We start from the raw sequence: 26,873 nt of genomic DNA, 5'->3' as shown, positions 1-26,873 counted from the left end.
CCGATCTGGCGGGCCTTCTGGATCGCCCATTCGAGCGCGGCCTCAATCGGGGTGGTGATCGTGTCGATGTCGTTGCCATAGAGGCAGAGGCCGGCTTCCAGGCGCAGCGAATCGCGGGCGCCGAGGCCGATCGGCTGGCAGTGCAGGTCTTCGAGCAGCGCCTTGGCGATCTGCGCGGCCTGGTCTGCCGGAACCGAGATCTCGAACCCGTCCTCGCCGGAATAACCGGAGCGGGAGACGATACAGTCGACATCGTGCAGAGACGCGTCGCGGACGTCCATGAACGTCATGGAGGTGACATCTGGCCAGAGAGCCGCCAGCACCGCCTCAGCGCGCGGTCCCTGGAGGGCGAGGAGCGCGCGGTCTTCGAGGAGTTCGACGTCGCAACTGGAAAGATGCGCCCGTAGATGGGCGAGGTCGGCCTCCTTGCAGGAGGCGTTGACGACGACGAACAGGTGATCGCCGCGATTGGTGATCATCAGGTCGTCGAGAATGCCGCCGTTGTCGTCGGTGAAGAAACCGTAGCGCTGGCGGCCGGGCTTCAGGCCGACGATATCGACCGGCACCAGGGTTTCGAGCGCAAGTGCCGCATCCTCGTAAGCGCCGGATTTCGCACGGATGACGACCTGACCCATATGGGAAACGTCGAAAAGGCCGGCGGCGGTGCGCGTTTGCAGATGTTCCTTCAACACGCCGGCCGGATACTGCACGGGCATGTCGTAGCCGGCAAAGGGGACCATCCTGGCGCCGAGCGACAGATGGAGGGCGTGAAGCGGGGTGGTCTTGAGAACGGTCTGATCGTCCAAGGACGCCTCCAGGGTTGGCGCATTTCAAGCGCCGGCTCAGATTCAGGCGCAGTGACGCACCGGTTTATGAGCCCCCTCTGTCTTTGGCGCCTGAGATTGTTATCCCTTCGGCGGGCCCTCTTCGGGCCTCTCTCCAGAGTTCCTGTCGGTCGACTGCTGGTCCTTTTGCCTGAGAGTTTCCGGGGCGGTTGCTCCTTCGGCACCGCATTCAAGCGGCTTCTCCCAGCGAGTCTGGGTGGTATTATCGGCCTGGATCGCCATTTGGCAAGCCCTGCATGTCGCACCGAACACTATTTTTGTCGCAACGCAGCAAACGCGATTTGACCTAATGCAATGCGGGGCGAAATGGGTTCTGTATCACGCGACAAAAGGGCTTTTGCGCTTTATTGCGATTTGGATTATTCCCACATCACTCGAACAGGCGGAACGATGACGGCAAGACAGGACATGGCGGCGACCTCAACGCGCATTTTCTGCGCGATGCTGCTGCTTTTGCTGGGATTTGCCCATCAGCCGGTGGAGGCTTCGGCGCCGCTCGATTCCTACAGCGAGGCCTATCGGCTGCCGGACGGCACCTTTGCCGATATCTGTTCTGAAGGCGACCACGGCCACCAGATGCCGGCGGCAAAGCCGCTCTGCGAAGTCTGCCTGCTCTCAGCATCGGTCATCCTGCCGCCGCCGGAGGATGAAGCCTTACTTGCGGCAGAGCGCGCGTCGCTTGCCAATCCCTTGCGCCAGTTTTCCGAACTGCTCGGTACGACCGCCGTCGCCCGGCCTAAGTCTCGTGCCCCGCCGATTTCGATCTAATGTTTTAACGCTCTCAGATCAATCGCGGTCGACCGGCACAGATGCCGTCACCGTATGGGGATATTCCATGAAGACTTTCACCAAACTCGCTTTCCTCGGCATCTTCGCTGCGACCGGCATTATTATTGCGGGAGTTACGGCCGCTCAGGAGGCGCCCACCAAGCTCGCCGATCTGGAAGTGACGGGCGCCTTCACCAAGGCGATGCTGCCCGGCCAGCCGGTCGGCGGCGGTTATTTCACCATCAAGAACAACGGTAAATCCGACGACATGCTGGTATCGGTCTCGTCACCGGTCGCGGGCACCGTGGAGATGCACGAGATGGCGATGCAGGGCGAGGTAATGAAAATGCGCAGGCTCGATACCGGCATAGCCATCCCGGCAGGCAAGACCGTCGAACTGACGCCCGGCGGACTGCACCTGATGTTCATCAAGGTCAAGGAACCCTTCAAGCAGGGCGGCAAGGTGCCGGTGACGCTGTCCTTCGAGAAAGCTGGGAAAGTGGATATCACGCTGCCGGTCGAGGCGGCGGGACCGGGCGGTCACGAACACAAGTGAATTCGATGGAGGCCCGCTCGTGGGAGCGGGCTCTTCGTCTCTAGCGCAGCAGTTTGAGGCTGCCGGTCAGCGACTTTATCCATTTCGAAGGGCCGGCGAGGCCAAGGCCGTCGATCTCCTCCTCCGCCAGATCGCGATTTGGGAAGGTGGCTTCATAGTCCCGATAGTCGTGCAGCGATCTGGCGAAAGCCGGAAAGGGGACGATCGCGTGGTCCTGTAGCGGCAACAGCGCCTTCAGCATCAAGGAGCGGATCGTCTCTGCCTGTGCCTGCAGGATCGGTACCGGCAGAGCGGAACTGATATCGATCGTCCGGCTTTCGCGATCGGTCAGCCGGCGGGCGGCAAGTGCCGGCATGCGCGCACCGAGGCCGACCGAGATGGCACCGACCGTGTTGGCGACGAGGCCGAGCGGCAGGGCGGGGTTGACGATAATGGCGAGGCGGATGTCGTCGGTCATAGGCGGGCGGGGTATCCATCTGTCGAAGAGAACCGCAGCCTACTCCGAATTGGCCGGTCGATCCTGTCTTTTTCCTCCCGTTTTCGGCATTCTTAGGTAAGATCTACCTGAATGATCGGAAGTATGGGTAGATTTTTATGGCGAACGACGTCGAACCGGCGGACATACGAATTCTGGAAGCGTTGCAGGAAGACGGCCGGCTGACCAATCAGGCGCTGGCCGACAAGGTCGGGCTTTCGACCTCCCCGAGTTGGCGGCGCGTGCGGCATCTCGAAGAGACGGGCGTCATCCAGGGCTACAAGGCGGTGCTGAACCGAAAGGCGATCGGCCTCGGCGTGCTTGCGTTCATCCGCGTCAAGATCGACAGCCATAGCGAGGAAGAGGCGGAAGCTTTCGCGGCCGAGGTGATCGGCCTCGACGAAGTGGTCGCCTGCTACAGCATCGCGGGAGACGCGGATTTCCTGTTGCAGGTCGTCTCACCCGATCTCGATGCTTATGCGGATTTCGCCATGTCGACGCTGCGGCGATTGCCGCGCATCAAGGAAATGCAGACGACCTTCGTCCTCAAGGAGATCAAGGCTTTTGACGGCCTTCCATTGCGTTTCGCGGACAAACGGACCTAGGAAGCCAACGGATTTGCCGGCCAGGGCGCGCATTCAGGCTGACTGGTGCCGCGCGGACGACAACCGGAAGGGCTTTAGAAATTGCTTCGATACAACCTGATCGAGTTGCATCAATGAATCTTAACAGAAGTCCGCGATGAATACCGCCCAAGACCTCTCATCAAAGGTTTCGGCAATGGAACTGCGACGTTCTCGGGTGATTGCGGCGGCCATTTTCCTCGGCCTGCTCGGGGCAATCATTCCGATTGCCGCGATGGTCTATATTTCGTGGGTCATCACGGTCGAGAAACAGCAGAACAATCTTGAGCGGATCGCGCAGCAGACGATCACGCGTGCGAGCAGGACGTTCGAGGATGCGCGGGCAGCGCTTGATTCGCTCGCCTATCCGCGTCTGGTACCCTGTTCGGACCAGCACATCGCCCGTATGCGGGTGATCGCCTTCAACACGCCCTCGGTCAAGGAAGTCGGTTATTTCGAGAACGGCCTACTGAAATGCACCTCCTGGGGGATCGAGGAGCGCAAGGTCGACCGGCCGTGGATCGACTACATGACGCCCGACGGCGTGGAAGTGGCCACCCGCGTGCAGCCGGCGGTCAGCATGGGCAATCCGATGATGGCACTGCACTACGGCCCCTATAACGTGCTGGTCGATCCTGCCCGTTTCGTCGACATCCTGGCAGATGCCGACATATCGCTGGCGCTCGCCAACCGGCAGGGCATGCTGATCAACGAACTCAATTCCCCCGAAACGGCCCTCGTCAACGCGCTGATCGACGAGCCAAAGAACGGCATGACGTCCTCGGTGCTTTATGCGATAGCGCGCGACAAGGGATTGATCGCGATCGCCATGGAGCCGCGCTCCAACCTTGCCGGCAGGCTTCAGGCGGAACAGTTCCTGCTGCTGCCGGTCGGCGCCTTCATCGCCATCTTCATCGTCGGCGTCGTGATCTGGCTTTCCAGGAAGCGGCTGTCACCGCTCGGTGAACTGGTGATCGCGGTGCGCAAGCGCGAATTCATCGTCCACTATCAGCCGATCATCGAACTGAAGACTGGCATCTGCGTCGGTGCCGAGGCCCTGGTGCGCTGGCGGCGGCCGGATGGATCGCTGGTGCGCCCGGATCTGTTCATCCCGCTTGCCGAGGAGAGCGGGCTCATTCTGCCGATTACCGACCAGGTTGTCGAAGCCGTCATCGCCGATCTCGGGGCGCTGCTCGCGGCCGACCGATCGCTGCATATCGCCATCAACCTCTGCGCCGACGACGTCACGTCCGGCCGTATTCTCGATGTTCTCGGCGACAAGCTTCCCAAGACGGAGATCGCGGCGGGGCAGATCTGGCTGGAGGCGACCGAACGCGGCTTCATCGATATCGAGGCGGCGCGGGCGACGCTCGCCCGGGCCCGGGAACGCGGCCATCTGGTTGCGATCGACGATTTCGGCACCGGATATTCGAGCCTGCAATATCTGCAGGGGCTGCCGATGGATGCGTTGAAGATCGACAAGTCCTTCGTCGACACGATCGGCCGCAACAGCGCCACCAGTTCGGTCACCGGCCATATCATCGAGATGGCAAAGACGCTCGATCTGCAGATCGTCGCCGAAGGCGTGGAGACGCAGGAGCAGGCGGATTATCTGAAGGCTCACGACGTGCAGTTTGCCCAAGGCTGGCTGTTTTCGAAACCGCTTCCGGCCGTGGATTTCATCGACTACCACCGAAACGCAAAAGCCCGCTCGGGGAGCGGGCAAAAGAACATCCGGTGCGTGGCGGCGTGAAAACTGTGGGAAGAGGATCAGTCTTCGAGGTCGCGATAGGCTGACTGCGCCTGGGAGAAAGTCGCCTGCGGATGATGATGCTGGTCGGTCGTCAGCACATCGATCGAGACCGTCGTGGCGGGGATCATAAATTCGATATCGCCGGGGTCGCCGGCATTTTCGGCGCGACGGGCATTGCGCTCGGAGTCGGCCTTGATGTCCTTGACCTGATCCTTGACGGAGAGGCGTCGTCCGGGCTTCAGCGCCTCGATGGCGAGTGCGGCGGTGTTCGCCGATATGGTGACCAGTTGTGTCATGGCGCCTGTCGCGTCTTTTCTCAGAATATGATAATTACGCCGGCCCTGATTTGTTCCCCTTTAAACAAAACGTGGGCATTTTATCAATTTGACGATTTCCGGTTTTGGCCTACAGAAAACTCCCATGAACAATATGCTTCTCGTCGCCATCGGCGGAGCCATCGGCTCTGTCTGCCGCTATATCGTCGGGTTCTGGGCGCTGCGCCTGTGGGGGGCTGCCTTTCCCTGGGGAACGCTTGCCGTCAACATCGCCGGCTCGTTCGCGATCGGCTTTCTCGCCGAACTCATCGTCCGACGGTACGATGCATCGCCCGAGATGCGGCTGCTGATCATCACCGGCTTTCTCGGCGGCTTCACAACGTTCTCAGCCTTTTCGCTGGATGTCGTGTCGCTGCTGGAGCGGGGTGCGACCATGGTCGGCGTCACCTATATCGTCGCGAGCGTGGTGATCGCGCTCGGTGCCGTCTTCGCCGGACTGGCGCTCGGGCGGGCAATGCTCTAAAGACCGGGCAAAGGCCGTTGGCCCACATCCAGATATGAAAGAGCTTTGATGGCAGGCATCGAGCATATCCGCGTCGAAGCGGACGAAGCGGGAATGCGTCTCGACCGCTGGTTCAAGATCCACTACCCGGGCCTCGGCTTCGGGCCGCTGCAGAAATTGCTGCGTTCCGGACAGGTGCGCGTCGACGGCGGACGGGTAAAATCCGACGCCCGCGTACAGCCGGGACAGACGGTGCGCATTCCGCCGATGGAGGTCGACGCCAAGAAGACCGGGCCGATCGCCGGCAAGGATCTCAAGCATTCCAGCGATTTCGAACTCTTGTCGCGCATGGTGCTGCACGAGGACGAGAAGGTGATCGTGCTCAACAAGCCGGCTGGCCTTGCCGTGCAGGGCGGATCGGGCGTCGCCCGCCATATCGACCAGATGCTCGACAGCTGGATCAGCCCCAAGGGTGAAAAACCGCGGCTGGTCCACCGACTCGACCGCGACACATCAGGCGTGCTGGTGATCGCCCGCACCCGGGGTGCTGCGCAGAAGCTGACCGCCGCCTTCCGCGAGCGCGATACCAAGAAGACCTATTGGGCACTGGTCAAGGGCGTGCCGCGCAAGCACGAGGACAAGATCTCCACGTGGCTGGTCAAGGAACAGACGCCGGATGGCGACCGCATGCGGATCGCCCGGCACGGCGAGGACGGCGCCGACCACGCGGTGTCTTATTACCGGGTACTGGAAATGGCGGCGCAGACGCTCTGCTGGCTGGAGATGGAACCCTATACCGGCCGTACCCATCAGCTGCGCGTCCATGCGCTGCATATTGGCCATCCGATCATCGGCGACCCGAAATATTTCGACGACGATCACAACTGGGATTTTCCGGGCGGCATCCAGAAGAAGCTGCATCTGCACGCCCGCCATATCGACATTCCGCACCCGAACGGCGGACGGCTGAAGGTCACTGCACCTTTGCCGCCGCATATGGTGCAGAGCTGGAACCTTCTCGGCTTCGACATGGAAAACGGCCGCAGGGACGACGACGACGAATGAAACTGGTCCTTTTCGATTGCGACGGCACGCTGGTCGACAGCGCCAACCTAATCCATGAAACCATGCGCCGCACCTTTGCCCATTTCGGCAAGCCGGAACCCAGGGTGGAAGACACCAAGGCGATCATCGGGCTGACGCTCGACATCGCGATTGCCCGCATGCAGGGCAAGCCGCATGCGGATGACGAAGCTGTCGAGATGATGGCCTATTACAAGACGCTGTTTGCCGTCGTGCGCCAGGACCTGGATTTCAAGGAACCGTTGTTCGAAGGGATTCGCGAGCTGATCGACGCGATCGGGCCGCGCGAGGATCTGCTGATCGGCGCAGTGACCGGAAAATCGCGGCGCGGGCTGAAGCTTGTCATGGAGACGCACGGGTTCGACAAATATTTCGTCGTGTCGCTTACCGCCGACGACTGCCCATCGAAACCGCATCCGGCGATGGTGACCGAATGCTGCGACCAGACCGGCATTGAGCCTTCCGATACCCTTGTCATCGGCGATGCGATTTACGATATGCAGATGGCGAAGGCGGCCGGCGCCACGGCGATCGGTGTTGCCTGGGGTTACGCTTCGGTGGACGAGCTGAACAAGGCCGGAGCCGACGCGATCATCCATCATCCGAGCGAATTGCTGAGCCATATCGGCTGAGGTTTTATTTCCATGCGTGACATGTTTCCCGATCCATCCGAAGCGCTGAGCCACCCGGACCCGACGCGGCGGGCGCAGATCCAGATGCACAAGCCGCTGCCGAAGCGCTTCTACAAGGAAGTATCGGTAACCGAAGGCGAGGGCGGCCATGCCATCCATCTCGACGGCAGGTCGGTCAGGACGCCGGCCAAGAAAGCACTCGTGGCTCCGACGGCCCGGCTTGCCGAACTGATCCGCGACGAGTGGGCCAGCCAGGTGGATGTCATCGATCCCGGCACCATGCCGGTGACGCGGCTCGTCAACACCGCGATCGACGGCATCGCTACCGACCCCCAGGCGGTGTTCGAGGATATCCTGCGGTTCTCTTCGAGCGATCTGCTCTGCTACCGCGCCGAGACACCGGAAAACCTGGTCGCCCGCCAGAGCGAACAATGGGATCCGATCGTCGACTGGGCCGCGAACGTACTCGGCGCCCGCTTCATCCTGGTCGAGGGCGTGATGCCGCAGGAGCAGCCGAAGGAGGCGATCGCCGCCTTTGCGGTGACGCTGAAGAAATACGATACGCCGATCGAACTCGCCGTGCTGCACACGGTGACGACGCTGACCGGTTCGGCGATCCTCGCACTTGCCTTCGCGGAAGGGCGGCTCACCGCCGACGAGGCCTGGACGCTCGCCCATCTCGACGAGGACTGGACGATCGAACATTGGGGCGCGGATGCGGAAGCCGAGCATCGACGCGCCAAGCGGCTCGAGGAAATGCGGGCGGCGACCGAAACTTTTCTTGCGTTGAGGCCCTCGGCTTAATCGTTCTCTAACCGTGTTCGTTGGAACATCTGAAGGTGCCGTTTTGCAGGTCCCTTCATGCTCCGTCGTCTCTCTCGTTTCTGTCTTGTTGCTTTGACGGTCTTGCCGTTGATGTCGTTCCGCCTGGAACAGGCAAACACGGCGCAGGAAAAACTTCTCTATGACGTGCGCGGTGCCTTCGTGACCGCGCGGCCGGATGTGCCGAAGGGATTGGTGATCGCCACCGACATGCTGGTCGACGAGGCGATCCGCGCAACCACCAGGTCGATTGCCCTGCCGCGGACGATCATCTCGGTGCGAATAGACGAGATGTCGCACATGCCCATGCTGATCGGCAGCCGGCATGAGGCGAAGGTGACGGTACAGGCGATATCGGTGAACACCGGCGAACCGATCGCCAAGGGAACGTTCAAGACGTCGATCTACCTGCTGGACGGGGGTACCGCGGATCGTGACCTCGCCGAAAAGATCGCCGACCGCATCGCCGGCGAATTCCGCCTCGACGGCCAGCGCCGCCCGACAATGGCGACGGCGCTGTTTCCGTGAGACCTAGGAAACGTACTTGTGCAGGATCGAATTGATCAGAGTCTGATAGGGCATGCCCTGTTCCAACGCCTTAGCTTTTAGACGGGCGAGATCTCTTTCCGGAATGGAAATGGAAATCCTCTGTCGCTTGCCTTCAATCGTGTCGCGCGCGGCATCCTGCCAGAAACGTTTGCGCTCTTCGATTTCACCAACCGGCAACCATTCATCGGTTTCCGATAGCGCAACGATTTCCTGTTCGCTGAGTTCGCTGGCGGACTTGCTTTTGCTCACGGCTTTCACCCTCTTCGTGACGGTGCCACCCTTTCATTCTTTACCGTTGGATGCGTCCGATCAAGCCTTAGCCCAGCCGTTCCGCGTGCCAGCGAAGATGGTCGTCCATGAAGGTCGAGATGAAATAATAGGAGTGATCGTAGCGCTCGTGCATCCGCAGCGTCACGCTGATATCCGTTCCCTTGGCCGCTTCCTCGAACAGCCAAGGGCGCAGGCCGTTTTCGAGAAAGCCGTCGGCCTTGCCCTGGTCGATCAGGAATTCCGGAAAACGCGCACCGTCCTCGACCAGTGCGCAGGCATCGTATTGCCGCCAGGCTGAGCGGTCGGCGCCCAGATATTTCTCGAAGGCGGGCGCCGACCAGTCGGCGGTCGAGGGCTCGACGATCGGCGCGAAGGCAGAGCAGCTCTTGAAGCGGTCGGGGTTCCGGAGCGCGATCGTCATGGCGCCATGGCCGCCCATGGAATGGCCGAAAATGCTCTGGCGGTCCATGTCCATGCGAAAATGCTGGCTGACGAAATTCGGCAGTTCCTCGGTGATGTAGGTGTACATCTGGTAGTGCTCGGCCCACGGCTTTTCCGTTGCATCGAGATAGAAGCCGGCGCCCTTGCCCATCTGCCAGTTGGTGAGTTCGTCGGGTACGTCATTGCCGCGCGGGCTGGTATCCGGGCAGATGACGATCAGGCCGAGTTCCGCGGCCATCCGCCTGTATTCGCCCTTTTCCATGACGTTGGCATGGGTGCAGGTAAGGCCCGATAGATACCAGACGACGGGGCAAGGCTCCCTGATTGCCTGAGGCGGCACGAAGACGGCGAAGGTCATCTCGCATCTGCAGGCTTCGGATTCGTGCATGAATACGCCCTGCATGCCGCCGAAGGCGGTGTTCTGGGAAAGGACCTTCATCGGTGCTCCTCGAAAATATTAATTGCCCATCGACACGACGGCGTTGACGGCCGCGGCGACAAGGACGGTGTTGAAAAAGAATGACACGACCGCATGCACGAGATTGATGCGGCGCATGTCGGTCGTGGTGATCTGGACGTCCGATGTCTGGGCGGTCATTCCGATGACGAACGAGAAGTAGAGAAAATCGTAGGCGCCGGGCTCGTCGGTTTCGGGAAAATCGAGGCCGCCTCGCTTCGCCTCATTCTCTTCGGCCTGCTCGTCCGGCCGCCAGAAGCGATGGGCGTAATGCATGGCGAACATCGTATGGATCGTCAGCCAGCCGAGCACGACGGATGCGAAGGCTAGCGAGACGGAGGCAAGGCCCGCAGGCTGCGAACGGTTCAGCGCTTCGAACAGCGAAACCACGGCGGCGGCAACGGCGAGCAAAGTTACCCCTAAGATGACCGGCGCAGGCTCGTCGTCGTTTTGGCCTTTCTTTCTGAACGTGGCGCCATCGAGCTTCGGGATGCGGGCGGCCATCATGACGAGATAGATCAGGAAGAAGACGATGACCGCGATGCCGGGCGCAAGTTGCGGCACGGAAAGGAACAGGAACGGCAGACAGACCAGCGAAGCGATGGTGCCGGCGAAGAACGGGCCATGCCGGTGATAGGTCAGTTTGCGCCAGGGGCTCGGCATCCAGGTTTTCCGATCGCTCACGTGGCTGATTTGGCGCGGCGGCAGAGCCTGTCCAGCGTTTCCAGGAATTTCGAGCGGTCGCGCGGCGAAAAGGCTGCGTTATAGCCCTTGCTTTCGCCTGTTTCGCGCAGATGTGCTCCGAGATCGCGCATGGCGCTCGCCATGCCGATATTGGTTTCATCGAAGACCCTGCCGGTCGGGCCGGTCACCAGCGCGCCTGAGGCAACGCAGCGTACCGCCAGCGGCACGTCGGCGGTGACGACGATATCGGCGGGGCCGGCGCGTTCGGCGATCCAGTTGTCGGCGGCGTCGAAACCGGCGGAGACGATGACATTATGGACCATCGGGTCGCGGGACGGGCGAAGGCCGGAATTGGCGACGAACGTCACTTCGAAGTTATGGCGTTCCGCGACTTTCAGGATCTCCGGCTTGACCGGACAGGCATCGGCATCGACGTAGATCATGGATGGATACTCCGGCCTCAACCCGGTCGGCTCCCCGAATGGGGGGAGGCAACGCAGCCCGCCCCGGCGGGCCGCGCGCGGGAAGCGGTATCAGGCTACGGCGGTCGTCTGGTCGTCGACCGTTGCGCCGGGTACGTTCTTCTTGATGGATTCTATGGCCGACACGGCAGAAGCCTTGGCCGAATAACCTTCAGAGGAGAACATGGTCTGACCGTTCGGAGCCTTGAAGCGGAAACGGTATTCCCCGGCCTTGTCCTTATAAATCTCGAATTTGTACATCTTCTGCATCTCCCATTCATCGGAGTTGAAATCGTGGACTTATTCGTAACAATGAGGCGCGTTCCGGAAAGCACCCGATACCGCGCTCAGTAAATCACTACGCTGCGAATCGATTCGCCGCCATGCATCAGCTCGAAACCCTTGTTGATGTCCTCGAGCGGCATCGTGTGGGTGATCATGGGGTCGATCTCGATCTTGCCCTCCATGTACCAGTCGACGATCTTCGGCACGTCGGTGCGGCCGCGAGCGCCGCCAAAGGCCGTGCCCATCCAGGTGCGGCCGGTGACGAGCTGGAAGGGACGGGTGGAAATTTCCTGACCGGAGCCGGCAACGCCTATTACCACCGACTTGCCCCAGCCGCGATGCGACGCTTCGAGCGCTTGGCGCATGACCTTGGTATTGCCGGTGCAGTCGAACGTATAGTCGGCTCCGCCGATCTGGTCGGCGCCGCGCTTCGTCAGGTTGACGAGATAGGGAACGATATCGCCGTCGACTTCCTTCGGGTTGACGAAATGGGTCATGCCGAAGCGTTCGCCCCAGGCCTTCTTGTCGTTGTTCAGATCAACGCCGATAATCATGTCGGCGCCGGCCAGGCGCAGGCCTTGGATGACGTTCAAACCGATACCGCCGAGCCCGAAGACGATGGCTGTCGCACCGATTTCCACCTTGGCGGTGTTGATGACGGCGCCGATACCCGTGGTGACGCCGCAGCCGATATAACAGACCTTGTCGAAGGGGGCGTCCGGGTTGATCCTGGCGACCGCGATCTCCGGAAGGACCGTATAGTTCGCAAAGGTCGAGCAGCCCATATAGTGATGGATCTTGTCCTTGCCGATCGAGAATCGCGAGGTGCCGTCGGGCATCAGCCCCTGGCCCTGCGTGGAGCGGATGGCGGTGCAGAGATTGGTCTTGCGCGACAGGCAGGAGGGGCATTCGCGGCATTCCGGGGTATAGAGCGGGATGACGTGGTCGCCCTTCTTCACCGAGGTGACGCCGGGGCCGACGTCGATGACGATGCCGGCGCCCTCATGGCCGAGGATCGCCGGGAAGAGGCCTTCCGGATCTGCGCCGGACAGGGTGAAATCGTCGGTGTGGCAGATGCCGGTCGCCTTCACCTCGATCAGCACTTCGCCGGCGCGGGGGCCTTCGAGCCGTACGGTCATGACTTCGAGCGGTTTGCCAGCCTGAACGGCGACGGCGGCGCGGACATCCATGATGTTCTCCCTTGAGGCTTTATAGATTCGGCGCGACCTTGGCACAGGCGAGGGGGCCGGCTCAAGCCGGAACGAGCCGTTCGCGGTCGCATTTCGGTGAGCGGATCAGGGACCGATGAGGGGCACGTGCGGCGAGGTCGTGCGCGGCGCCAGGCCGGTCAGGCGCGGATCGTCGAGGACTTCGACCATCAGCGCGTAGGGCGTGAACCCGGACCGCTGATAGAACTGCATGGCGGCCGGGTGGTCGAAGTGACAGGTATGCACCCAGAAACGGCGGATCGGTTGCGCCCAGGCCCTCTCGATCGCCCAGTTCATCATGAAGCGGCCGGCGCCCTTGCCGATCGCACCGGCGACGAGGCCGAAATAGACGAGCTCGCATTCGCCCTGCTCCCGGAAATCCAGCTCTAAGAGGCCGATGCGGCGGCCGCCGTCGAGAAGCACGTAGATCTCGACCTGCGGATCGTTGAGAACCGAGGCAAGTTCGTCGTCCCTCATCAGCAGCCGCGAGACCCACATCCAGTTCTCGCCGACCGCCCGGAACAGCGCGCGGTATTCGTGGGGAGCAGGAGACTGCCAGCGTTCCAGGGTAAGCGTGTCCGGCGCCGTCGCGGTTTTCCTGCGCGGCTTCTCGAACATTTCGAGGCAGGTCACGACGGTGGCAATCTTGCCCGGAGGTACGGCGGAATAACCGGATGATAGTGCGGGGTTTTCGCTTTTCATGTAACCTTTGGAGCCGCTTGGCGGGTTGATGTCAATGGGCGGAGACGTCGATGTCGAGTGATATGGAGCGCGGGTGATCAGCCGAACAGGCGGTCGCAGGCGTAGACAAGACCGTAGGAATGGATGGCGACCGCGGCATAGAGGCCGAGGCCCGCCATCAACCGCTCGCCGGGATGCATTTGCTCAAGGGTTTCGCGCGGCTTGACGGACGAAAAGCCGATCAAGCTCATCAGCGTGAACACGGCAAGTGCCGCGATCAGGGCGGTGGAGGACAGCCCGATCCGGTAGCCGACCCACAACATCAAGAGCGTAATTCCGAAGCTGCCGGCGACGAGCAGGCTGCGGGTTGGAAAGATCTGCCTCAGTACCCTGCCGCCGTCGAAGCGGTACATGGGCAGAAGATTGAGGAGGTTAAAGGCACCCAATATCAGCAGGAAGACCAGCGCCGGTTGCCGCAGCGACGAAGAAAACAGGTGGGTAGCCGAGAGATCGTGGACGGAAATCACCACCGGCACGAGAAAGGCGGACATGCCAGCGCCCATGAGCGCACAGGTGGCGACTTCGAAGCGGCTGTTGTAGGGCCGACCGCCGATGGCGATGCCTCCAAGAAACGGAACGAAGATCATCCTGACCCTCTCATGCCCGAAGGCGCGATAGGCGGCCATGTGCCCCAGTTCATGCAGCACGATGACCACCGTCAGAATCGTGGAGATCGTCAGACCTGCCGCAGTCAGCCCGAAAAAGGGCCAGAGCAGCAGCGTCGAGAGGAGTGCCAGGACTATCTGGGTGAGCGGATGTTCGATCATGCCGCCTGTTTTCGGCCGGCCGTTTTTCAGCCATGCAGTCAGCGACGAGAGCTCGCGGCGGATCATGAAATAACGAAACAGGTAAACGCCGAGGCCGCGATAGTTGTCCGTCTGGGCAAGGGTGATCGTGGAACCGCCAGGCGCGGCCGACACGGCGCGGTATTCCTCGAAGTTGCGCCAGAAAGAAATGTCGAGCGCGGTGTCGTCCACCACGCGTGCACGGCTCTCGAAGCTGAGCTGGGCACTATCGACAGTTTCGTCCACCTTGAAGACCCGCCGGATCGGCGCACCGTGCCGGTCGGGATGGCTGTAAGCGATCTCTATCCCGCCGCGGTTCCCTTCCATCCCTGAGGAGAGGATCGAAGGGTTCCAGCTCGCCTCTTCGCCGCCGGGGTGAAAGGCGCGCCAGAGACGTTCCGGAGCGATTTCGAGCGTCCGATGCAGCGTGATGGTGCGGCGGCCGACGGGTGCTGCCATCAGCAGCCAGAGCAGGCCGAGATTGATCGTCAGCAACAGGACGGCGGAGACAATAGGCGTCATATCGACCTCGGGAGCCTGTCGGCTCGCGATTGGCCGATCATCACAGACACCATTAGGCCGATTGATTTTCCAGGCGGTTTAGCCAACCGATAAAATGCGAACGAGCAGCCGTGCAACGCGTCGCGACCGGCTGTTTGTCAGGCCGCCACCTCTCGCGTCAGCCGATGACCGGCATCGGTCACCAGCCAGGGACCGGAGCGCAACACTTCCTTCGGCCTTTCATAGGTCGCCACCGCCGCGATCATCTCCCGCCAGGCGGGATGATGGGCTCTAGCATCGGTCAGTTCGTCGATCTCGCGCAGGACCAGTGCTTCGACCGGCGAGAGCAGCAGCCGGCCTCGCTCCATCGCGCCGCGCAGCACCCGCCAGATATAGGTGAGATCAAAGGCTGTGATGCCGGCAGAGGCGGGGCGGGCGGCATGATAGGCACCGCGTGCCCCGGGATCGAGGGCCAGGCGAACCTGGTCGAGCGCAAAGGCCGACAGGCTCTCCGGTACCTCGGACGCCACTTCCATAGCATGCAGAAGCAATTCGAGCTCCAGCGCGGAACGAACGGCTCCGTCGACGGCGATCGTGCGCATCAGCCAGCCAGCCTTTGCGTCATCAATGCGCCCCATCGGATCGGTGTCACGCACGAGATATGCCGTCAGGCTTTCGACGAAGTAGGTCGACCATTCGGGGCTTTGTTCGGGACAGGAATCATTCAGCGCAAAAAGGACGAGCGCATCTTCGGAGGAGCAAATGCCGTCCGGGAACGCATATTTGCGCAGCATCAAAATATCGTCGGCCACAATCCGACCCTTCCCGGCGATGACACATGCCGGAAAAGAAAAGCGGAACCCGCTCATCTTCATTTCTCCGTTTCATCATGAAACTGAATGTGGGGGATAAATGAGAGAAGTTGAGAGGCAGAAAAGAAGCGCGGTTAACCGGCGGGAAACAAGGCCGTCAAACAGTTTCGAGCTGCTTCGATTTGGAACGTTCCCGCCAGATGATGAACAGGCCGGAGGCGACGATGACGGCGATGCCGAGCCATTTGGAGGCGGTCGGGAAATCGCCGAACAGGGCGTAACCGAGCACGGTCGCCGAGATGATCTCGAAATACTGGAAGGGTGCCAGCAGTGAAAGCGGCGCCAGCCGGAAGGCCCGTACCACGAGCAGATGCATGTAGCCCGAAATGGAGCCGAGCAGCATGAGCAGGATAAGACCGAGCCAGGAAGCGGGGAGCGACGGCGCGAAATCCGCGGCCCCGGCGTTATCTCCGGCCACAAGCGCCGCCGCCATGAACAGCGTGCCGCCGACGCCTGCCATGGTCTGCATGACCAGCGGCGAATCGGCCTCGCCGATCGCACGGTTGAGGAACAGGTAGAGCGTGTAGAGGAAGGCGCAGGCGACCGGCAGCAGCGCCGTCCAGCCGAAGATCGCATAGCTCGGCTGGATGACGATCATGGCGCCACTGAAACCGACGACGATCGCCAGCCACCGCCGCCAGCCGACCTTTTCCCGCAAGAAGATCGCCGACATCATGGTGAGCATGAAGGGTTCGACGAAATAGATGGCGAAGACATCGGCGAGCGGCATGTATTTGACCGCCGCGAAGAACATCAGGCTGGCGGCCGCATGCAGCACGCCGCGCAGCAGGTTCATCCAGGGGCGTTTCGGCCGGAAGATGGCGGCCCCGGTGAAGACGACAAGCGGCAGGATGCAGACGAGCTGAAAGAAGAACCTGTAGAATGTCACCTGAGCGGGCGACATCGCCTCGAAGGTCGCCATGTATTTGGCGATGGCATCCATCAACGGCAGGATGACCATGCAGGTGGCCATGATGGCCATGCCCTTCAGCGGATTTTCAGGTGTGGAAGAGGGCATGCCCGGCACTTTCGAGGAACCGGGTTCTTCAACCACAGCGGGCGGCAATGTTCAAGCCAAGATCAGGTTACAGCTGCTGCTTCGGAAACCGAGGCACCGAAGATTTCCTCGAAAGCTTCACGCAGGCGCATATCCACGTCGGCCATCATCACCGGAAGGCCGAGATCGACGAGGCTCGTCACGCCGTAAGCACTGATGCCGCAGGGCACGATGCCGGTGAAATGCGAAAGGTCCGGCTCGACATTGAGGGAGAGGCCGTGGAAGCTGACCCAGCGGCGCAGGCGGATGCCGAGCGCGGCCACCTTGTCCTCCGCCATCGAACCGTCCGGCAGAAGCGGTTTTTCCGGCCGGCGCACCCAGACGCCGACGCGGTCCTCGCGCCGCTCGCCGCGCACGTTCATCATGTCGAGGGTGCGGATTATCAGTTCCTCGAGCGCTGCCACATAGGCGCGCACGTCCTGGCGCCGGCGTTTGAGATCGAGCATCACGTAAGCGACGCGCTGGCCGGGACCATGATAGGTGTATTCGCCGCCACGGCCTGTGGAAAACACCGGAAACCGGTCCGGCTCGATCAGGTCCGCGGCGTTGGCGCTGGTCCCGGCGGTATAGAGCGGCGGGTGTTCGAGCAGCCAGACGAGTTCGTCGGCGCGGCCATCGGCGATCGCCGCCACCTCGCGCTCCATCTCGGCCACGGCGTCCTCGTAAGGGACAAGCCCATCGGAGATTCGCCAGCGCACCGGCGGCGAGCCTGTTTGCGGCAGCATGGACAGATTGAGGTCGGTGCGTGTGAGCATGGAAAATCTTCTGGCAAAAACAAAAGGGTGCGGCAAGGGCCTGGTTTCGGCCCGGTTTATATAGGCATTCACGCTTGCAATTTTTATCCTTCAAAAATCTGTCACGGCGCACTTGTGCACCCCAAATGCTTTTGCTACATGCAGCCCCGCCGGCGCAAGTCGGCATCTACCACGATGCGGTCGTGGCGGAATTGGTAGACGCGCAGCGTTGAGGTCGCTGTGTCGCAAGACGTGGAAGTTCGAGTCTTCTCGACCGCACCAAAATAAAAACCCGCTTCGGCGGGTTTTTTGTTGCCCGGATGAAATCGCATCCGGGAAATCAGGCCCATCTGCCGCTTCGATGGCAAAACATCGAGTCATATCGCGCATTCCGGATGCGATCCTGAAATTCCTCGCTTATCTATTGGCCTGATCCAAGCTCGTATGTGCAAGGTAAGGACAAACAATGGTCGAACTGAAAATCAAGACGCGGCCGATCGGCGCGACGGCGGTGCTCGGACGCCTTGGTCACCCGCAGGTGACGAGTGAGACGGGTGGTCAGGTGGAAGTGGTGACGGGCGCTTCCGAGCCGGGGTTCAATCCGCTCGACCTGATGTTTTCATCGCTTGCCGCCTGCCTCGTGCTCAGCGGCCGTATCGCCGCAAGCAAGCTCGGCATCCTCGACAGGCTGAGCGAGGTGAAGGTGCATGTGACCGGCGAAAAAGCCCATGAAGGACCCTCCCGGATCACCCGGTTCATCGTGGATTTCCGTATTGAAGGGGGTTTCGACGACGAGCAGAGAAAGCAGATCGCCCATATGGCCGAGGAAATCTGCACCGTCAGCAATACTCTGAAAAATTTACCGGATATCCTGCTGACGAGCGCCTAGGCGCCGTCGCGCCATCAATCCTCGTCGGGAATGTGGCTGTCGACGCCTTCGAGGCGAAGGTTGTTGACCAGTTCGCGGACGCCGGCGACACGCTGGATCCGCCGGACGATCTTGCGAGACGTCGCCGCATCGTCGACGGCGCCTTCGAGCGTGACGGTGCCGTCCTCGACATGCACGTCGATGGACGCCATGTCGATCATGTCCAGCTCCTCGATCGCGTCGGTGATCCGCTCTTCAAGATCGTCGGCCTCCTCGATACCCTTGGTGCCGGGGCGGATGCTATCGGCCAGGCGCTCTTCCGACCCGTCGCGTTCGACACCGTCCACCTGATAGCCTCGGTTGCGGTCGCTGTCGAAATTGGCCTTGGGATCGCCATAGGCGGCGTTGTCGACGGGGCGGGCACCGGATGCATCGTCGTAGGGCCAGCCTTCGTCGATATTGCGGTCGTCGTAATCGCGAAAATCTTCCTCGCGGGAAATGTCGTCAGCTTTTTTCTTGCCCGGCACCACAGTCTCCTATCATTCCCACCTGTACCCGGCGCCCCCCTCCTGAAAGGCCGGTGCGCCGGGTATTTCGGCTCAGTGGTTCGTGGATGCGCCATTCCGCTGACCCGTCAGGGTCAGGTGGCTTTCGACATCATGTACGCCATCCACGGTTTCCGCGCTCAACACCGCCTTGCGGGCGGAGAACACGGTATCGACAGAACCCTCGAGAATAACCTTGGTTCCCTCGGCATGTGGTTCGATCATCGACGAATCGACGTCCGGCAGTGCAGCCAGACGCTCGGATACTTTTCGCTCGAGCTCGGCTGCGGTCTTGTCTGCTGTCGCATTCATGGTCGTAGCTCCTCGCTGGACTTGCGACCTGACAACGGGCGAACGCGAATTTGGTTCGGCCGTGTTTTTATTTTCCCTTGCCCCATTTGCGCAGCAGCCGGTCGCGCTTCAGGCGGGACAGCCGTTTCAGCCAGAAGATGCCGTCGAGCTGGTCGATCTCGTGCTGCATGCAGATGGAATAGAAGCCTTCGGCGTCCTCTTCACGGACGACACCGGTGAGATCCTGGTAGCGGAACCGGATCCGTTTCGGGCGTTCTACCTCGTCATTGGCCCCGGGCATCGAGACGCTGCCCTCGGTATGACGCATCAACTCCTCCGAGGAGAGCAGGATTTCCGGGTTGGCGTAAAAGCGCGCGCCGCTCTCCTTCGACAGTTCGAGCACTACAAGCCGGGTGAAGACGCCGACATGCGCGGCGGTGATGCCGACGCCGGGTGCTGCCCGCATCGTATCGAGAAGGTCATCGGCCAGCGCCGTCAGGGCCGCGTCGAAAACCGTGATCGGCTCGCATGGCCTGGACAGGCCCGGATCGGGATATTTCAGGATGGTTCGGATGGCCATTTTCGAACTCCTCTTTCTGCCTATCGGGCTGCCTCTCGGGTTTTTCCGCATCGTTTCACCATGCGCTCTGGACCCGGAACGGCAATTGTTCTAGCAGGAAAACCGGTGGCAGGAGCAATAGCGCCGGGTGCAGCTATCCGGTTGTTGACAATATGTTTTTTGCCGCCATTCTCGTTTTGTCAAAGACCAGCAGTGAGGGCGGCAGATGAGCGATATCGGCGAAGACCACCGCCTGCGCACAAAAACCGACGATGCCGGTGACGACATCTATTCCGAGGACGGTGCGATCCGCGCCGACTTCCTGGCGATGGTCGGCGCAGCAATCGCTGATCGCGACACGCTTTTCCTGCGCAGCCATGTGGCGCGGCTGCACGAATCGGAACTCGGCGACCTGCTCGAAGCGATCCTGCCCGATCAGCGCCACGCGCTTGTGCGGCTGCTCGGCGACGACTTCGACCTGACCGCGCTGACCGAGGTCGACGAAAACATCCGCATGGAGATCGTCGACCAGATGTCGAACGCGCAGATCGCGGCAGCGATCGGCGATCTCGATTCGGACGACGCGGTCTACATTCTCGAAGACCTCGACCACGAGGACCGGGAAGAAATTCTCGCGCAGCTGCCGTTCACCGAGCGGGTGAGGCTGCGCCGCGCGCTCGATTATCCGGAACAGTCGGCCGGCCGCCGCATGCAGACGGAATTCGTCGCGGTGCCGCCGTTCTGGACTGTCGGCCAGACGATCGACTACATGCGCGACGAGGAGGATCTGCCGGAGAGCTTCACCCAGATCTTCGTGATCGACCCGACCTTCAAGCTGCTCGGCGTGCTCGACCTCGACCGTATCCTGCGCGCCAAGCGGCAGGTGAAGATCGAGACGATCATGCGGGAGACGAACTATCCGATCCCCGCCGACATGGACCAGGAAGAGGCAGCCCAGCTCTTCGAACAGTACGACCTGCTCTCGGCCGCCGTCGTCGACGAGAACGGCCGGCTGGTCGGCGTGCTGACCATCGACGACGTGGTCGACGTCATCCAGGAAGAGGCCGAAGAGGACATCATGCGCCTTTCCGGCGTCGGCGACGAAGAACTGTCCGACTCGGTCCGGGAGACTTCGCGGTCGCGGGTGCCGTGGCTTTTGGTCAACCTCTTCACCGCCTTCATCTCGGCGTCCGTGATCTCGCTGTTCGAAGCGACCATCGAACAGGTGGTAGCGCTCGCCATCCTGATGCCAATCGTCGCCGGCATGGGCGGCAATGCCGGCTCGCAGACGATGACGGTGACGGTGCGCGCGCTTGCGACCCGCAATCTCGACATTCACAATGCCTGGCGCGTCGCACGACGCGAGGCGGGCGTTGGCCTGATCAACGGCGTGGTGATCGGTTGTCTCGTCGGTGTGGTGGCCGGTCTGTGGTTCCACGATGTCCATATCGGCGGGCTGATCGCCACCGCCATGCTGATCAACATGTTTGCGGCCGCCATGGCCGGCATCATGATCCCGCTGCTTCTCGACCGGGCCGGGGCTGATCCGGCGGTATCGTCGGCGGTGTTCGTCACCGCGATTACCGACACGACCGGGTTCTTCTCGTTTCTCGGCCTGGCGACCTGGTGGTTCATGCTCCGCTGAGCCCAAAAATTGACTGTTACGTAAAAGTCAATTAGTTTGGCTGACGAGTAGCAGGACATGAACGTGAACAAATATTATAGCATTACGGAGCTGACGCGTGAATTCGGGGTATCGACCCGCACGCTGCGCTTCTACGAGGACGAGGGCCTGATCCACCCCGAACGCCGGGGTCGCACGCGGCTTTTCCGGGCGACGGATCGCCGGCTGATCCAGGAAATCCTGCGCGGTCGCCGGATCGGCTTCACGATCGCCGAGATCCGCGAAATCATTCAGGTCTACAAGGAACCGCCGGGCGAGCTCGGGCAGCTCAAGCTCCTGATGACGCGCCTCGATGAAAAACGCAACGACCTGCGCCAGAAGCGCAAGGATATCGACGATACGCTGACGGAGCTCGACAATGTCGAGGAAGCCTGCCTGACCCGGCTTGCCGAAATCGGCGTCGGCACCTGATCTCCAAAACGACCGCTATTGCGCCTCGATCGAGCACTGTTCGGCGAGCGATTGCACCCGGTCGTCCTGCGGGGCGATGGCGCCGGACTGCAGCGGCGTCATCAGCGACTGGGCGATCAGCTTGTCGGCGGTGCAGCCGCAGAATTTCTGGCAGAGGCCGGCATCGTTGCCTTGGCCCGTGCAGCCTGCTTCGCAGCTTCTGACATAGCCGATCCGCGGATCCGGCGGCGGGGCTGGATGAACCAGCGAGAAGAGATAGACGAGCGCGATCAGCATCGGCTGATGGACGAGATAGACGATCAGGCTGTGGCGGCCGGCCTTCGAGAGAAGGTTCTCCTGCGTCTGGACCGCCGCGAGTTTCGGAAGCCAATTTTTGGATATCGCCAGCCTTGCGACGGCCACGCCAGCCAAAAGCGCCGCGATCCAGGGAAACAGCGGCACATAGTCGTTCGAACGCGGCGGGATTTCTGCAAAACCAAGCCAGCTCAGGTAACGGGCGTCGAACAGGGCCGAATCCAGTGCGCCGGGCACCAGGCTGTAGTCGACGATCATCGCCACGACCACCGGGGCAACGATCGCACCGGTCAACAACGGTGACAGGCGCAGGAAGGCGAGACCGATCAGGCTCGACAGCGCGATATTGTGCAGGATGCCGAAATAGATCCACTCGCCCGGAAAGGCGATCAGCGTCGCGATGCTGATCGCGACTGCAGCGCCAGCGACCATCGCAAAACGCTTCCAGAAGGGCTGCCAACGAATCTTCGGGAAATGCGCGAGAACCAGGCTGACGCCCGCCAGGAACAGGAAGGAACTGGCGATGGCGCGGGCATAGACTTTGAAGACGCCCTGGGTCGCCGTGCCAGGATCGACATAACCGAAAAACTCGAGATCCCAGGTGAAGTGATAGGTCGCCATGGCGATGAGGGCGACGCCGCGCAGCGTATCGATCAGCGTGATGCGGGGTCTGCGCGGAGTGGGGTTCTGGGTTTCGGCAACAGTCACTGCTTGTCTTTCCGGATCAGATCTCAGGGCGTCCCGCGGTCCATGATCGCCAGCCGGGCCTCGGAGAAATACTGGCGGCGGGTGAGCACGACGACCACCACAAGGGTCATGGCAATGAACATATAGGGCCCGATGAACCAACCGAGATAGCCGACCGACAAAAACAGTGCCCGCAGGCCCGAATTGAAATGGCCGGCTGCGATCGTATTCATCCGCACGACCTGATCGGCGGCGCGTTCGGCCCCCGCGCGGTCGGCGTTGGTGTCGTGCATCATTGGCAAGGCGCCGAAAAGAATGGTGCAGTAGTTGAACAGCCGGTAGGACCAGCCGAACTTGAAGAAGGAATAACCGAACAGGAAGGTGAGTCCGGCGACCTTGAGTTCGAACGCGGTGCGGCCACCGTAGGCGACGAAGGGCAGATCGCGGAAGACTGCCTCGACCTGTTCGGTGGCGCCGAGCAGCGCAAAACAGCCTCCGATCGCGAAGATCGATGTCGAGGCGAAAAAGGCCGTGCCGTTCTGCAGGCCCGCCAGAATCTGGGTGTCGATCATCTTGAGGTCGCGGCGAAGCGAATTGTAGATCCATTCCTTCCGCCGTTCGGCCATCGCCCTGTTGAGGCTGGCGCGCGGAAACAGCCGAGAGCCGGCGCCGGCGGTCACCCAGGAATAGAGGGACCAAAGGACGGCAAAGAGGGCAAGCGCAATATAATCGGCGTTCGTCATGGCTTCACCGGTTGGAATCGGTCTCTAATCCGTCTCGTCATGCTTTGTTTCGGTTTCGGCGGCAAGCCTTCTCGATCCGGATAGGAACCGCAAACGGCGTGCAGGCGTTACGAATGTGATCCGTCAAAGGTTTCCGCCATGTTTCCGCCATTTTCCGGATTGCGAAGGCGGCGGGATTTTAATAGACCATTAGCCATGACGACCGGGAGCGGACGTTAATCGATGCGGCATGAACCCGGAGACGACATGGAAGATACCGACCAGAAGTCCTGCTGGGGCGTAACCTTCAAGGCGCTCCTCGGATTTGCAGGGGCGTTGGCTCTCGCGTATCTGTTCGGCGCTATCTGATTGCCGCAGTGAAATTCCGGAATTTCCATCTCCGGCGTGGTATTCGTACCGCGCCGTTTCTATTTTAAGAGCATGTCGCGGCCGGTTCACCGGATGTCGGGCAATCGCCATGACATTGCGCCGGCCTGACATAGGCTCGGCAATCATTCCATTACCGCACGGATTATCATGTTCCTGTCCGTTTTCGACGTCTTCAAGATTGGTATCGGCCCTTCGAGCTCGCACACGATGGGACCGATGTCGGCCGCCAACCGGTTCCTGGAGCTCATCCTGTCCAGTGAGTGGCCGCGCCCGGCCGGCGCGCAAGTAGCGGCGCTGAAGGTGAGCCTGCACGGTTCGCTCGCGTTCACCGGGATCGGCCACGGAACGGGCAGGGCGGTGATATTGGGACTGGTCGGCGAGGAACCCCACGCCGTCGATCCGGACCGGATGGACGCGATCATCGACGAGGTGGAGCGCAGCGGCCGCGTCACGCCGCCCGGCCATCCGGCTTACGAATTCCAGCCGAAGACCGACCTGATCTTCGACAAGAAGCAGCCGCTGCCCGGCCATGCCAACGGCATGAGCTTTTCAGCCTTCGACCGGGACGGCCGGCTTCTCCTGAAGCGGATCTACTATTCGATCGGCGGCGGGTTCGTGGTGACGGACACCGAGCTTGAGGCTATGCGCGGTGCCAAGAAGTCGGCCGGCGACTCGCGCATTCCCTATCCATTCGCCTCGGCAAAGCAGATGCTCGATATGGCGCGCGGCTCAGGCCTGACGATCGCCCAGATGAAGCGCGCCAACGAAGAAACCAAGATGAGCTCCGCCGAACTCGATGTCGGTCTCGACCGCATTTGGGAAGCGATGTCCAGCTGTATCGACCGCGGCCTCAAGGTCGACGGGATCATGCCGGGCGGGCTGAAGGTGAAGCGCCGGGCGAGAGCGATCCACGACAAGCTGAACGAGGAATGGCGCAGCAACCGGCTGAACCCGCTGCTCGCCAACGACTGGCTGAGCGTCTACGCGATGGCGGTCAACGAGGAGAATGCCGGCGGCGGACGGGTGGTCACGGCACCGACCAATGGTGCGGCGGGCGTCATTCCCGCGACGGTACGCTATTACCTACATTTTCACGACGACGCGACCCAGGCGGACGTCCATAACTTCCTGCTGACGGCCGCTGCCATCGGCGGCATTATCAAGCACAATGCCTCGATCTCGGGCGCCGAAGTCGGCTGTCAGGGCGAAGTGGGCTCGGCCGCCGCCATGGCTGCGGCGGGGCTTGCGGCCGTCATGGGCGGCTCGCCCGAACAGATCGAAAACGCCGCCGAGATCGCGCTGGAACACCATCTCGGCATGACCTGCGACCCGATCGCCGGTCTCGTGCAAGTGCCCTGCATCGAGCGCAACGCGCTCGGGGCCGTCAAGGCGGTCACGGCCGCCTCGCTTGCGATCAAGGGCGACGGCACGCATTTCGTGCCGCTCGACGCCTGTATCGAGACGATGCGCCAGACGGGCAACGACATGAGCGAGAAATACAAGGAAACCTCGACCGGCGGCCTTGCCGTCAATGTCGTCGAGTGCTGAGCCGGCGCGCCGCTGTGGAGTGAGCCGAGCAAACGCTTGACCTCACGTGCGGATGGGTCTTCAACCAAATCATGGCTCTCCATCTGATCAAACTCTGCGTCGGCGCCGATTCCATCCAGGATCTCCAGGATTGGGTCGCTGAGCGCGCGCTCAATGCTATCGCCGCCGGCCTCGAACCGCACAGCATCCATACGACGCGCATGGTGCCGAAGCGCATGCAGGAACTGCTCGACGACGGATCACTCTACTGGGTGATCAAGGGGCAGGTGATGGCGCGGCAGAAGCTGCTCGATATCCGCACGGTTACGGGCGGCGACGGCATTCAGCGTTGCCAGCTGGTGCTCGGGCCTGAGGTCATCGAGACCGCGCCGCAACCGAAGCGGCCCTTCCAGGGGTGGCGTTATCTGAAAAGCGAAGAAGCGCCGCGTGACCTCGGCAAACTGGGCGAGGACGTTGCGGCGCTTCCGGAAGATCTGCGGCGGGAACTCGCCGAGCTTGGACTTCTGTAACCGGGAAACTTCCGATCAGCGAAGCTTGATGCGGACCGGCGCACGGCCGGCGCGGATGCCGACATGCAGGTGGATATTGGCTTCCGGCTGGGAATGGCGCCAGGCGCGCGCGCCGTGGCTGAGCAACAGGGAGACCAGATCGCGGGTCTTTTCCTTGGAGCGGTTCAAGCCGAGACCGGCAAGCCGCATGGCCGCCTCGTGAAGCGGGTTGAGGGCGACGCCCTTGGCTCTGGATTTCTGCGCCGGTTTGAAGGCGAGTTCGGCGCTGTTTTCATTCATCATCATCGGAAACCCCGTCTACGCGTTACTTTCGAGATCCCTCCGCGCCGGAAAACCAGCGCGGGTATTTCCTTGATCGCCGGTGGCGACTGCTCACTGGAGCGACGCCCAGCAGCTGATGCCCTTCTTCTTCAGCACGTTGCAGGCATCGACAGCCGTCTTCTGGTCGTCGAAGCCGCCGAAGCGGGCGCGGTAGATCTGTTCGCCATTGTTGCTGAAGGCGACAGTGAAGGGTTTGGCGGAACGCAATACCTTGCCGCCTTTATCCTGCGCATTCTGCAGGAGATCCTGAGCTTGTTTCTGGTTCGGCGATGCGCCGATCTGGATGACCCAGCCGTTGGAGGCCATCGAAGCCGCAGCCGCCGACTGAGCGGCCTTCGCGGACACGGCAGACACCTTGGTGGATGCCGTCGTGACGTCGTCCACGGTCGAGCGGCCGGCACGGTGTGCGACGGCGTCCTCGGTGCGGGCGGGCATATATTCGGGAGCCGGGGTCGGGACGGCAGCAACGCCGCCCATGGCCGTGTTCATCGCCTGGGTGATGACCTTCTTCTGCTCCGGTTCTGCGGCATAGGCCGATGCGGCGGCCGGCGCCATGGCTGCAGCCTGCTGTTCGGCATAACGGGCACCTGGCCGAGGGCCGCTCGGCGGCAGGTCGAGAGCCGCCATCTGGCGCACGTCGGACTGGGTCGTAGCAACGGCCGGAG

At 61.7% G+C, this 26,873-nt stretch carries 36 protein-coding genes, 1 tRNA gene and 2 riboswitches; of the genes, 16 read left to right on the top strand and 21 right to left on the bottom strand.

The features are described 5' to 3' along the window. A partial coding sequence (gene gcvT, locus MOV63_RS25740; protein WP_247038160.1) for a glycine cleavage system aminomethyltransferase GcvT occupies positions 1–806 on the bottom strand: 806 nt, incomplete at its 3' end. Between the two features lie 67 nt (positions 807–873). Beyond that, positions 874–953, bottom strand: a riboswitch (glycine riboswitch). Further along, a riboswitch (glycine riboswitch) is annotated at positions 954–1,041 on the bottom strand. A 194-nt stretch (positions 1,042–1,235) separates the two neighbouring features. Between gcvT and MOV63_RS25735 the strand changes: the two genes are divergently transcribed. Then, positions 1,236–1,613, top strand: coding sequence for a hypothetical protein (locus MOV63_RS25735; protein ID WP_247038159.1), 378 nt, complete (start codon positions 1,236–1,238; stop codon positions 1,611–1,613). 67 nt (positions 1,614–1,680) lie between these two features. Then, on the top strand, positions 1,681–2,169 hold the full coding sequence (locus MOV63_RS25730; RefSeq protein ID WP_405029384.1) for a copper chaperone PCu(A)C: 489 nt from the start codon (positions 1,681–1,683) through the stop codon (positions 2,167–2,169). A gap of 40 nt (positions 2,170–2,209) precedes the next feature. Here MOV63_RS25730 and MOV63_RS25725 read toward each other — a convergent pair whose 3' ends face one another. Next, positions 2,210–2,626 carry a DUF2000 domain-containing protein gene (locus MOV63_RS25725; RefSeq protein ID WP_247038157.1) on the bottom strand — a complete coding sequence of 139 codons (417 nt, stop codon included), beginning with the start codon at positions 2,624–2,626 and terminating at the stop codon, positions 2,210–2,212. A 137-nt stretch (positions 2,627–2,763) separates the two neighbouring features. Here MOV63_RS25725 and MOV63_RS25720 point away from each other — a divergent pair, with 137 nt between their 5' ends. Next, positions 2,764–3,249, top strand: coding sequence for an Lrp/AsnC family transcriptional regulator (locus MOV63_RS25720; protein ID WP_247038155.1), 486 nt, complete (start codon positions 2,764–2,766; stop codon positions 3,247–3,249). A 175-nt stretch (positions 3,250–3,424) separates the two neighbouring features. Further along, positions 3,425–5,020 carry an EAL domain-containing protein gene (locus MOV63_RS25715; RefSeq protein ID WP_247038162.1) on the top strand — a complete coding sequence of 532 codons (1,596 nt, stop codon included), beginning with the start codon at positions 3,425–3,427 and terminating at the stop codon, positions 5,018–5,020. Positions 5,021–5,037: 17 nt separating this feature from the next. On the opposite strand, the gene MOV63_RS25710 is transcribed toward MOV63_RS25715, so the two are convergent. Further along, complete coding sequence (locus MOV63_RS25710) at positions 5,038–5,316, bottom strand: hypothetical protein (RefSeq protein ID WP_038543147.1); 279 nt, start codon at positions 5,314–5,316, stop codon at positions 5,038–5,040. 124 nt (positions 5,317–5,440) lie between these two features. Between MOV63_RS25710 and crcB the strand changes: the two genes are divergently transcribed. The 5 genes from crcB to MOV63_RS25685 all read left to right on the top strand — a co-directional run bounded on the left by crcB (position 5,441) and on the right by MOV63_RS25685 (position 8,862). Then, entirely contained in the window at positions 5,441–5,818 is a 378-nt protein-coding gene (crcB, locus tag MOV63_RS25705) for a fluoride efflux transporter CrcB (protein ID WP_038543145.1), read from the top strand. Positions 5,819–5,866: 48 nt separating this feature from the next. Continuing rightward, a complete protein-coding gene (locus tag MOV63_RS25700; protein ID WP_247038153.1) occupies positions 5,867–6,862 on the top strand; it encodes an RluA family pseudouridine synthase in 996 nt (331 codons plus the stop codon). Continuing rightward, on the top strand, positions 6,859–7,512 hold the full coding sequence (locus MOV63_RS25695; protein WP_247038151.1) for an HAD-IA family hydrolase: 654 nt from the start codon (positions 6,859–6,861) through the stop codon (positions 7,510–7,512). Before MOV63_RS25700 ends, MOV63_RS25695 begins: the two co-directional genes overlap by 4 nt. Before the next feature lie 12 nt (positions 7,513–7,524). Further along, on the top strand, positions 7,525–8,316 hold the full coding sequence (locus MOV63_RS25690) for an ATP12 family chaperone protein (protein ID WP_247038149.1): 792 nt from the start codon (positions 7,525–7,527) through the stop codon (positions 8,314–8,316). Between the two features lie 111 nt (positions 8,317–8,427). Beyond that, positions 8,428–8,862: a hypothetical protein gene (locus MOV63_RS25685; protein ID WP_247038147.1), complete on the top strand. Its 435-nt coding sequence runs from the start codon at positions 8,428–8,430 to the stop codon at positions 8,860–8,862. A gap of 3 nt (positions 8,863–8,865) precedes the next feature. On the opposite strand, the gene MOV63_RS25680 is transcribed toward MOV63_RS25685, so the two are convergent. The 11 genes from MOV63_RS25680 to lipB all read right to left on the bottom strand — a co-directional run bounded on the left by MOV63_RS25680 (position 8,866) and on the right by lipB (position 17,400). Continuing rightward, the gene (locus MOV63_RS25680) at positions 8,866–9,132 is read right to left on the bottom strand and encodes a CopG family antitoxin (protein WP_247038145.1); all 267 of its coding nucleotides are present in this window, start codon (positions 9,130–9,132) and stop codon (positions 8,866–8,868) included. Between the two features lie 67 nt (positions 9,133–9,199). After that, entirely contained in the window at positions 9,200–10,033 is an 834-nt protein-coding gene (gene fghA / locus MOV63_RS25675; RefSeq protein WP_247038143.1) for an S-formylglutathione hydrolase, read from the bottom strand. Positions 10,034–10,051: 18 nt separating this feature from the next. Further along, positions 10,052–10,714 carry a DUF1345 domain-containing protein gene (locus MOV63_RS25670; protein ID WP_038543127.1) on the bottom strand — a complete coding sequence of 221 codons (663 nt, stop codon included), beginning with the start codon at positions 10,712–10,714 and terminating at the stop codon, positions 10,052–10,054. Positions 10,715–10,731: 17 nt separating this feature from the next. After that, positions 10,732–11,178, bottom strand: a complete 447-nt coding sequence (locus MOV63_RS25665) for a YaiI/YqxD family protein (RefSeq protein ID WP_038543124.1) — start codon at positions 11,176–11,178, stop codon at positions 10,732–10,734. A gap of 90 nt (positions 11,179–11,268) precedes the next feature. After that, positions 11,269–11,457, bottom strand: a complete 189-nt coding sequence (locus MOV63_RS25660) for a YegP family protein (RefSeq protein WP_038549224.1) — start codon at positions 11,455–11,457, stop codon at positions 11,269–11,271. Between the two features lie 86 nt (positions 11,458–11,543). Beyond that, entirely contained in the window at positions 11,544–12,671 is a 1,128-nt protein-coding gene (locus MOV63_RS25655; protein WP_247038141.1) for an S-(hydroxymethyl)glutathione dehydrogenase/class III alcohol dehydrogenase, read from the bottom strand. A gap of 105 nt (positions 12,672–12,776) precedes the next feature. Next, on the bottom strand, positions 12,777–13,391 hold the full coding sequence (locus tag MOV63_RS25650; protein ID WP_247038140.1) for a GNAT family N-acetyltransferase: 615 nt from the start codon (positions 13,389–13,391) through the stop codon (positions 12,777–12,779). A gap of 77 nt (positions 13,392–13,468) precedes the next feature. Next, complete coding sequence (locus MOV63_RS25645; RefSeq protein WP_247038138.1) at positions 13,469–14,737, bottom strand: hypothetical protein; 1,269 nt, start codon at positions 14,735–14,737, stop codon at positions 13,469–13,471. Between the two features lie 137 nt (positions 14,738–14,874). Continuing rightward, positions 14,875–15,510: a hypothetical protein gene (locus tag MOV63_RS25640; protein WP_247038136.1), complete on the bottom strand. Its 636-nt coding sequence runs from the start codon at positions 15,508–15,510 to the stop codon at positions 14,875–14,877. Between the two features lie 175 nt (positions 15,511–15,685). Further along, positions 15,686–16,606: a DMT family transporter gene (locus MOV63_RS25635; protein ID WP_247038134.1), complete on the bottom strand. Its 921-nt coding sequence runs from the start codon at positions 16,604–16,606 to the stop codon at positions 15,686–15,688. A 62-nt stretch (positions 16,607–16,668) separates the two neighbouring features. After that, the gene (lipB, locus tag MOV63_RS25630; protein WP_247038132.1) at positions 16,669–17,400 is read right to left on the bottom strand and encodes a lipoyl(octanoyl) transferase LipB; all 732 of its coding nucleotides are present in this window, start codon (positions 17,398–17,400) and stop codon (positions 16,669–16,671) included. A 176-nt stretch (positions 17,401–17,576) separates the two neighbouring features. On the opposite strand from lipB, the gene MOV63_RS25625 reads away from it, so the two are divergent. Then, positions 17,577–17,661: transfer RNA gene (locus MOV63_RS25625), tRNA-Leu, on the top strand. Positions 17,662–17,845: 184 nt separating this feature from the next. Then, positions 17,846–18,268 (top strand): OsmC family protein, encoded by a 423-nt coding sequence (locus MOV63_RS25620; protein ID WP_247038130.1) that lies wholly within the window; start codon positions 17,846–17,848, stop codon positions 18,266–18,268. 14 nt (positions 18,269–18,282) lie between these two features. Here the strand turns inward: MOV63_RS25620 and MOV63_RS32885 are convergent, their stop codons facing one another. The 3 genes from MOV63_RS32885 to MOV63_RS25605 all read right to left on the bottom strand — a co-directional run bounded on the left by MOV63_RS32885 (position 18,283) and on the right by MOV63_RS25605 (position 19,663). Beyond that, complete coding sequence (locus MOV63_RS32885; RefSeq protein ID WP_247038128.1) at positions 18,283–18,774, bottom strand: BON domain-containing protein; 492 nt, start codon at positions 18,772–18,774, stop codon at positions 18,283–18,285. A gap of 72 nt (positions 18,775–18,846) precedes the next feature. Then, positions 18,847–19,104, bottom strand: coding sequence for a BON domain-containing protein (locus tag MOV63_RS25610; RefSeq protein ID WP_247038126.1), 258 nt, complete (start codon positions 19,102–19,104; stop codon positions 18,847–18,849). 67 nt (positions 19,105–19,171) lie between these two features. After that, complete coding sequence (locus tag MOV63_RS25605) at positions 19,172–19,663, bottom strand: peptide deformylase (RefSeq protein ID WP_247038124.1); 492 nt, start codon at positions 19,661–19,663, stop codon at positions 19,172–19,174. Positions 19,664–19,868: 205 nt separating this feature from the next. Between MOV63_RS25605 and mgtE the strand changes: the two genes are divergently transcribed. Together mgtE and MOV63_RS25595 are read left to right on the top strand one after the other, a co-directional pair. Continuing rightward, a complete protein-coding gene (mgtE, locus tag MOV63_RS25600; protein ID WP_247038123.1) occupies positions 19,869–21,287 on the top strand; it encodes a magnesium transporter in 1,419 nt (472 codons plus the stop codon). A 57-nt stretch (positions 21,288–21,344) separates the two neighbouring features. Continuing rightward, complete coding sequence (locus MOV63_RS25595; RefSeq protein WP_038543106.1) at positions 21,345–21,737, top strand: MerR family DNA-binding transcriptional regulator; 393 nt, start codon at positions 21,345–21,347, stop codon at positions 21,735–21,737. 15 nt (positions 21,738–21,752) lie between these two features. Here MOV63_RS25595 and MOV63_RS25590 read toward each other — a convergent pair whose 3' ends face one another. Next, positions 21,753–22,739, bottom strand: a complete 987-nt coding sequence (locus MOV63_RS25590; RefSeq protein WP_247038121.1) for a heparan-alpha-glucosaminide N-acetyltransferase — start codon at positions 22,737–22,739, stop codon at positions 21,753–21,755. 23 nt (positions 22,740–22,762) lie between these two features. After that, the gene (locus MOV63_RS25585; protein WP_038543102.1) at positions 22,763–23,461 is read right to left on the bottom strand and encodes a DUF599 domain-containing protein; all 699 of its coding nucleotides are present in this window, start codon (positions 23,459–23,461) and stop codon (positions 22,763–22,765) included. 222 nt (positions 23,462–23,683) lie between these two features. Between MOV63_RS25585 and MOV63_RS32660 the strand changes: the two genes are divergently transcribed. The 3 genes from MOV63_RS32660 (at position 23,684) to MOV63_RS25575 (ending at position 25,887) form a co-directional block, all read left to right on the top strand. After that, complete coding sequence (locus MOV63_RS32660; protein WP_258719306.1) at positions 23,684–23,809, top strand: hypothetical protein; 126 nt, start codon at positions 23,684–23,686, stop codon at positions 23,807–23,809. Positions 23,810–23,977: 168 nt separating this feature from the next. Then, entirely contained in the window at positions 23,978–25,378 is a 1,401-nt protein-coding gene (locus tag MOV63_RS25580) for an L-serine ammonia-lyase (protein ID WP_247038118.1), read from the top strand. Between the two features lie 71 nt (positions 25,379–25,449). Beyond that, on the top strand, positions 25,450–25,887 hold the full coding sequence (locus tag MOV63_RS25575; protein WP_247038116.1) for a DUF1489 family protein: 438 nt from the start codon (positions 25,450–25,452) through the stop codon (positions 25,885–25,887). Positions 25,888–25,902: 15 nt separating this feature from the next. On the opposite strand, the gene MOV63_RS25570 is transcribed toward MOV63_RS25575, so the two are convergent. Together MOV63_RS25570 and MOV63_RS25565 are read right to left on the bottom strand one after the other, a co-directional pair. Next, positions 25,903–26,172, bottom strand: coding sequence for a hypothetical protein (locus MOV63_RS25570; RefSeq protein ID WP_247038114.1), 270 nt, complete (start codon positions 26,170–26,172; stop codon positions 25,903–25,905). Between the two features lie 87 nt (positions 26,173–26,259). Further along, positions 26,260–26,873 (bottom strand): SPOR domain-containing protein (locus MOV63_RS25565; protein WP_247038112.1); only part of this gene is annotated, 614 nt, incomplete at its 5' end.

This window comes from Neorhizobium sp. SHOUNA12A (assembly GCF_023006505.1).
Classification (GTDB): domain Bacteria; phylum Pseudomonadota; class Alphaproteobacteria; order Rhizobiales; family Rhizobiaceae; genus Neorhizobium.
Note: the sequence above shows the minus strand (reverse complement) of the source record. Positions and strands in the feature narration are given on the sequence as shown.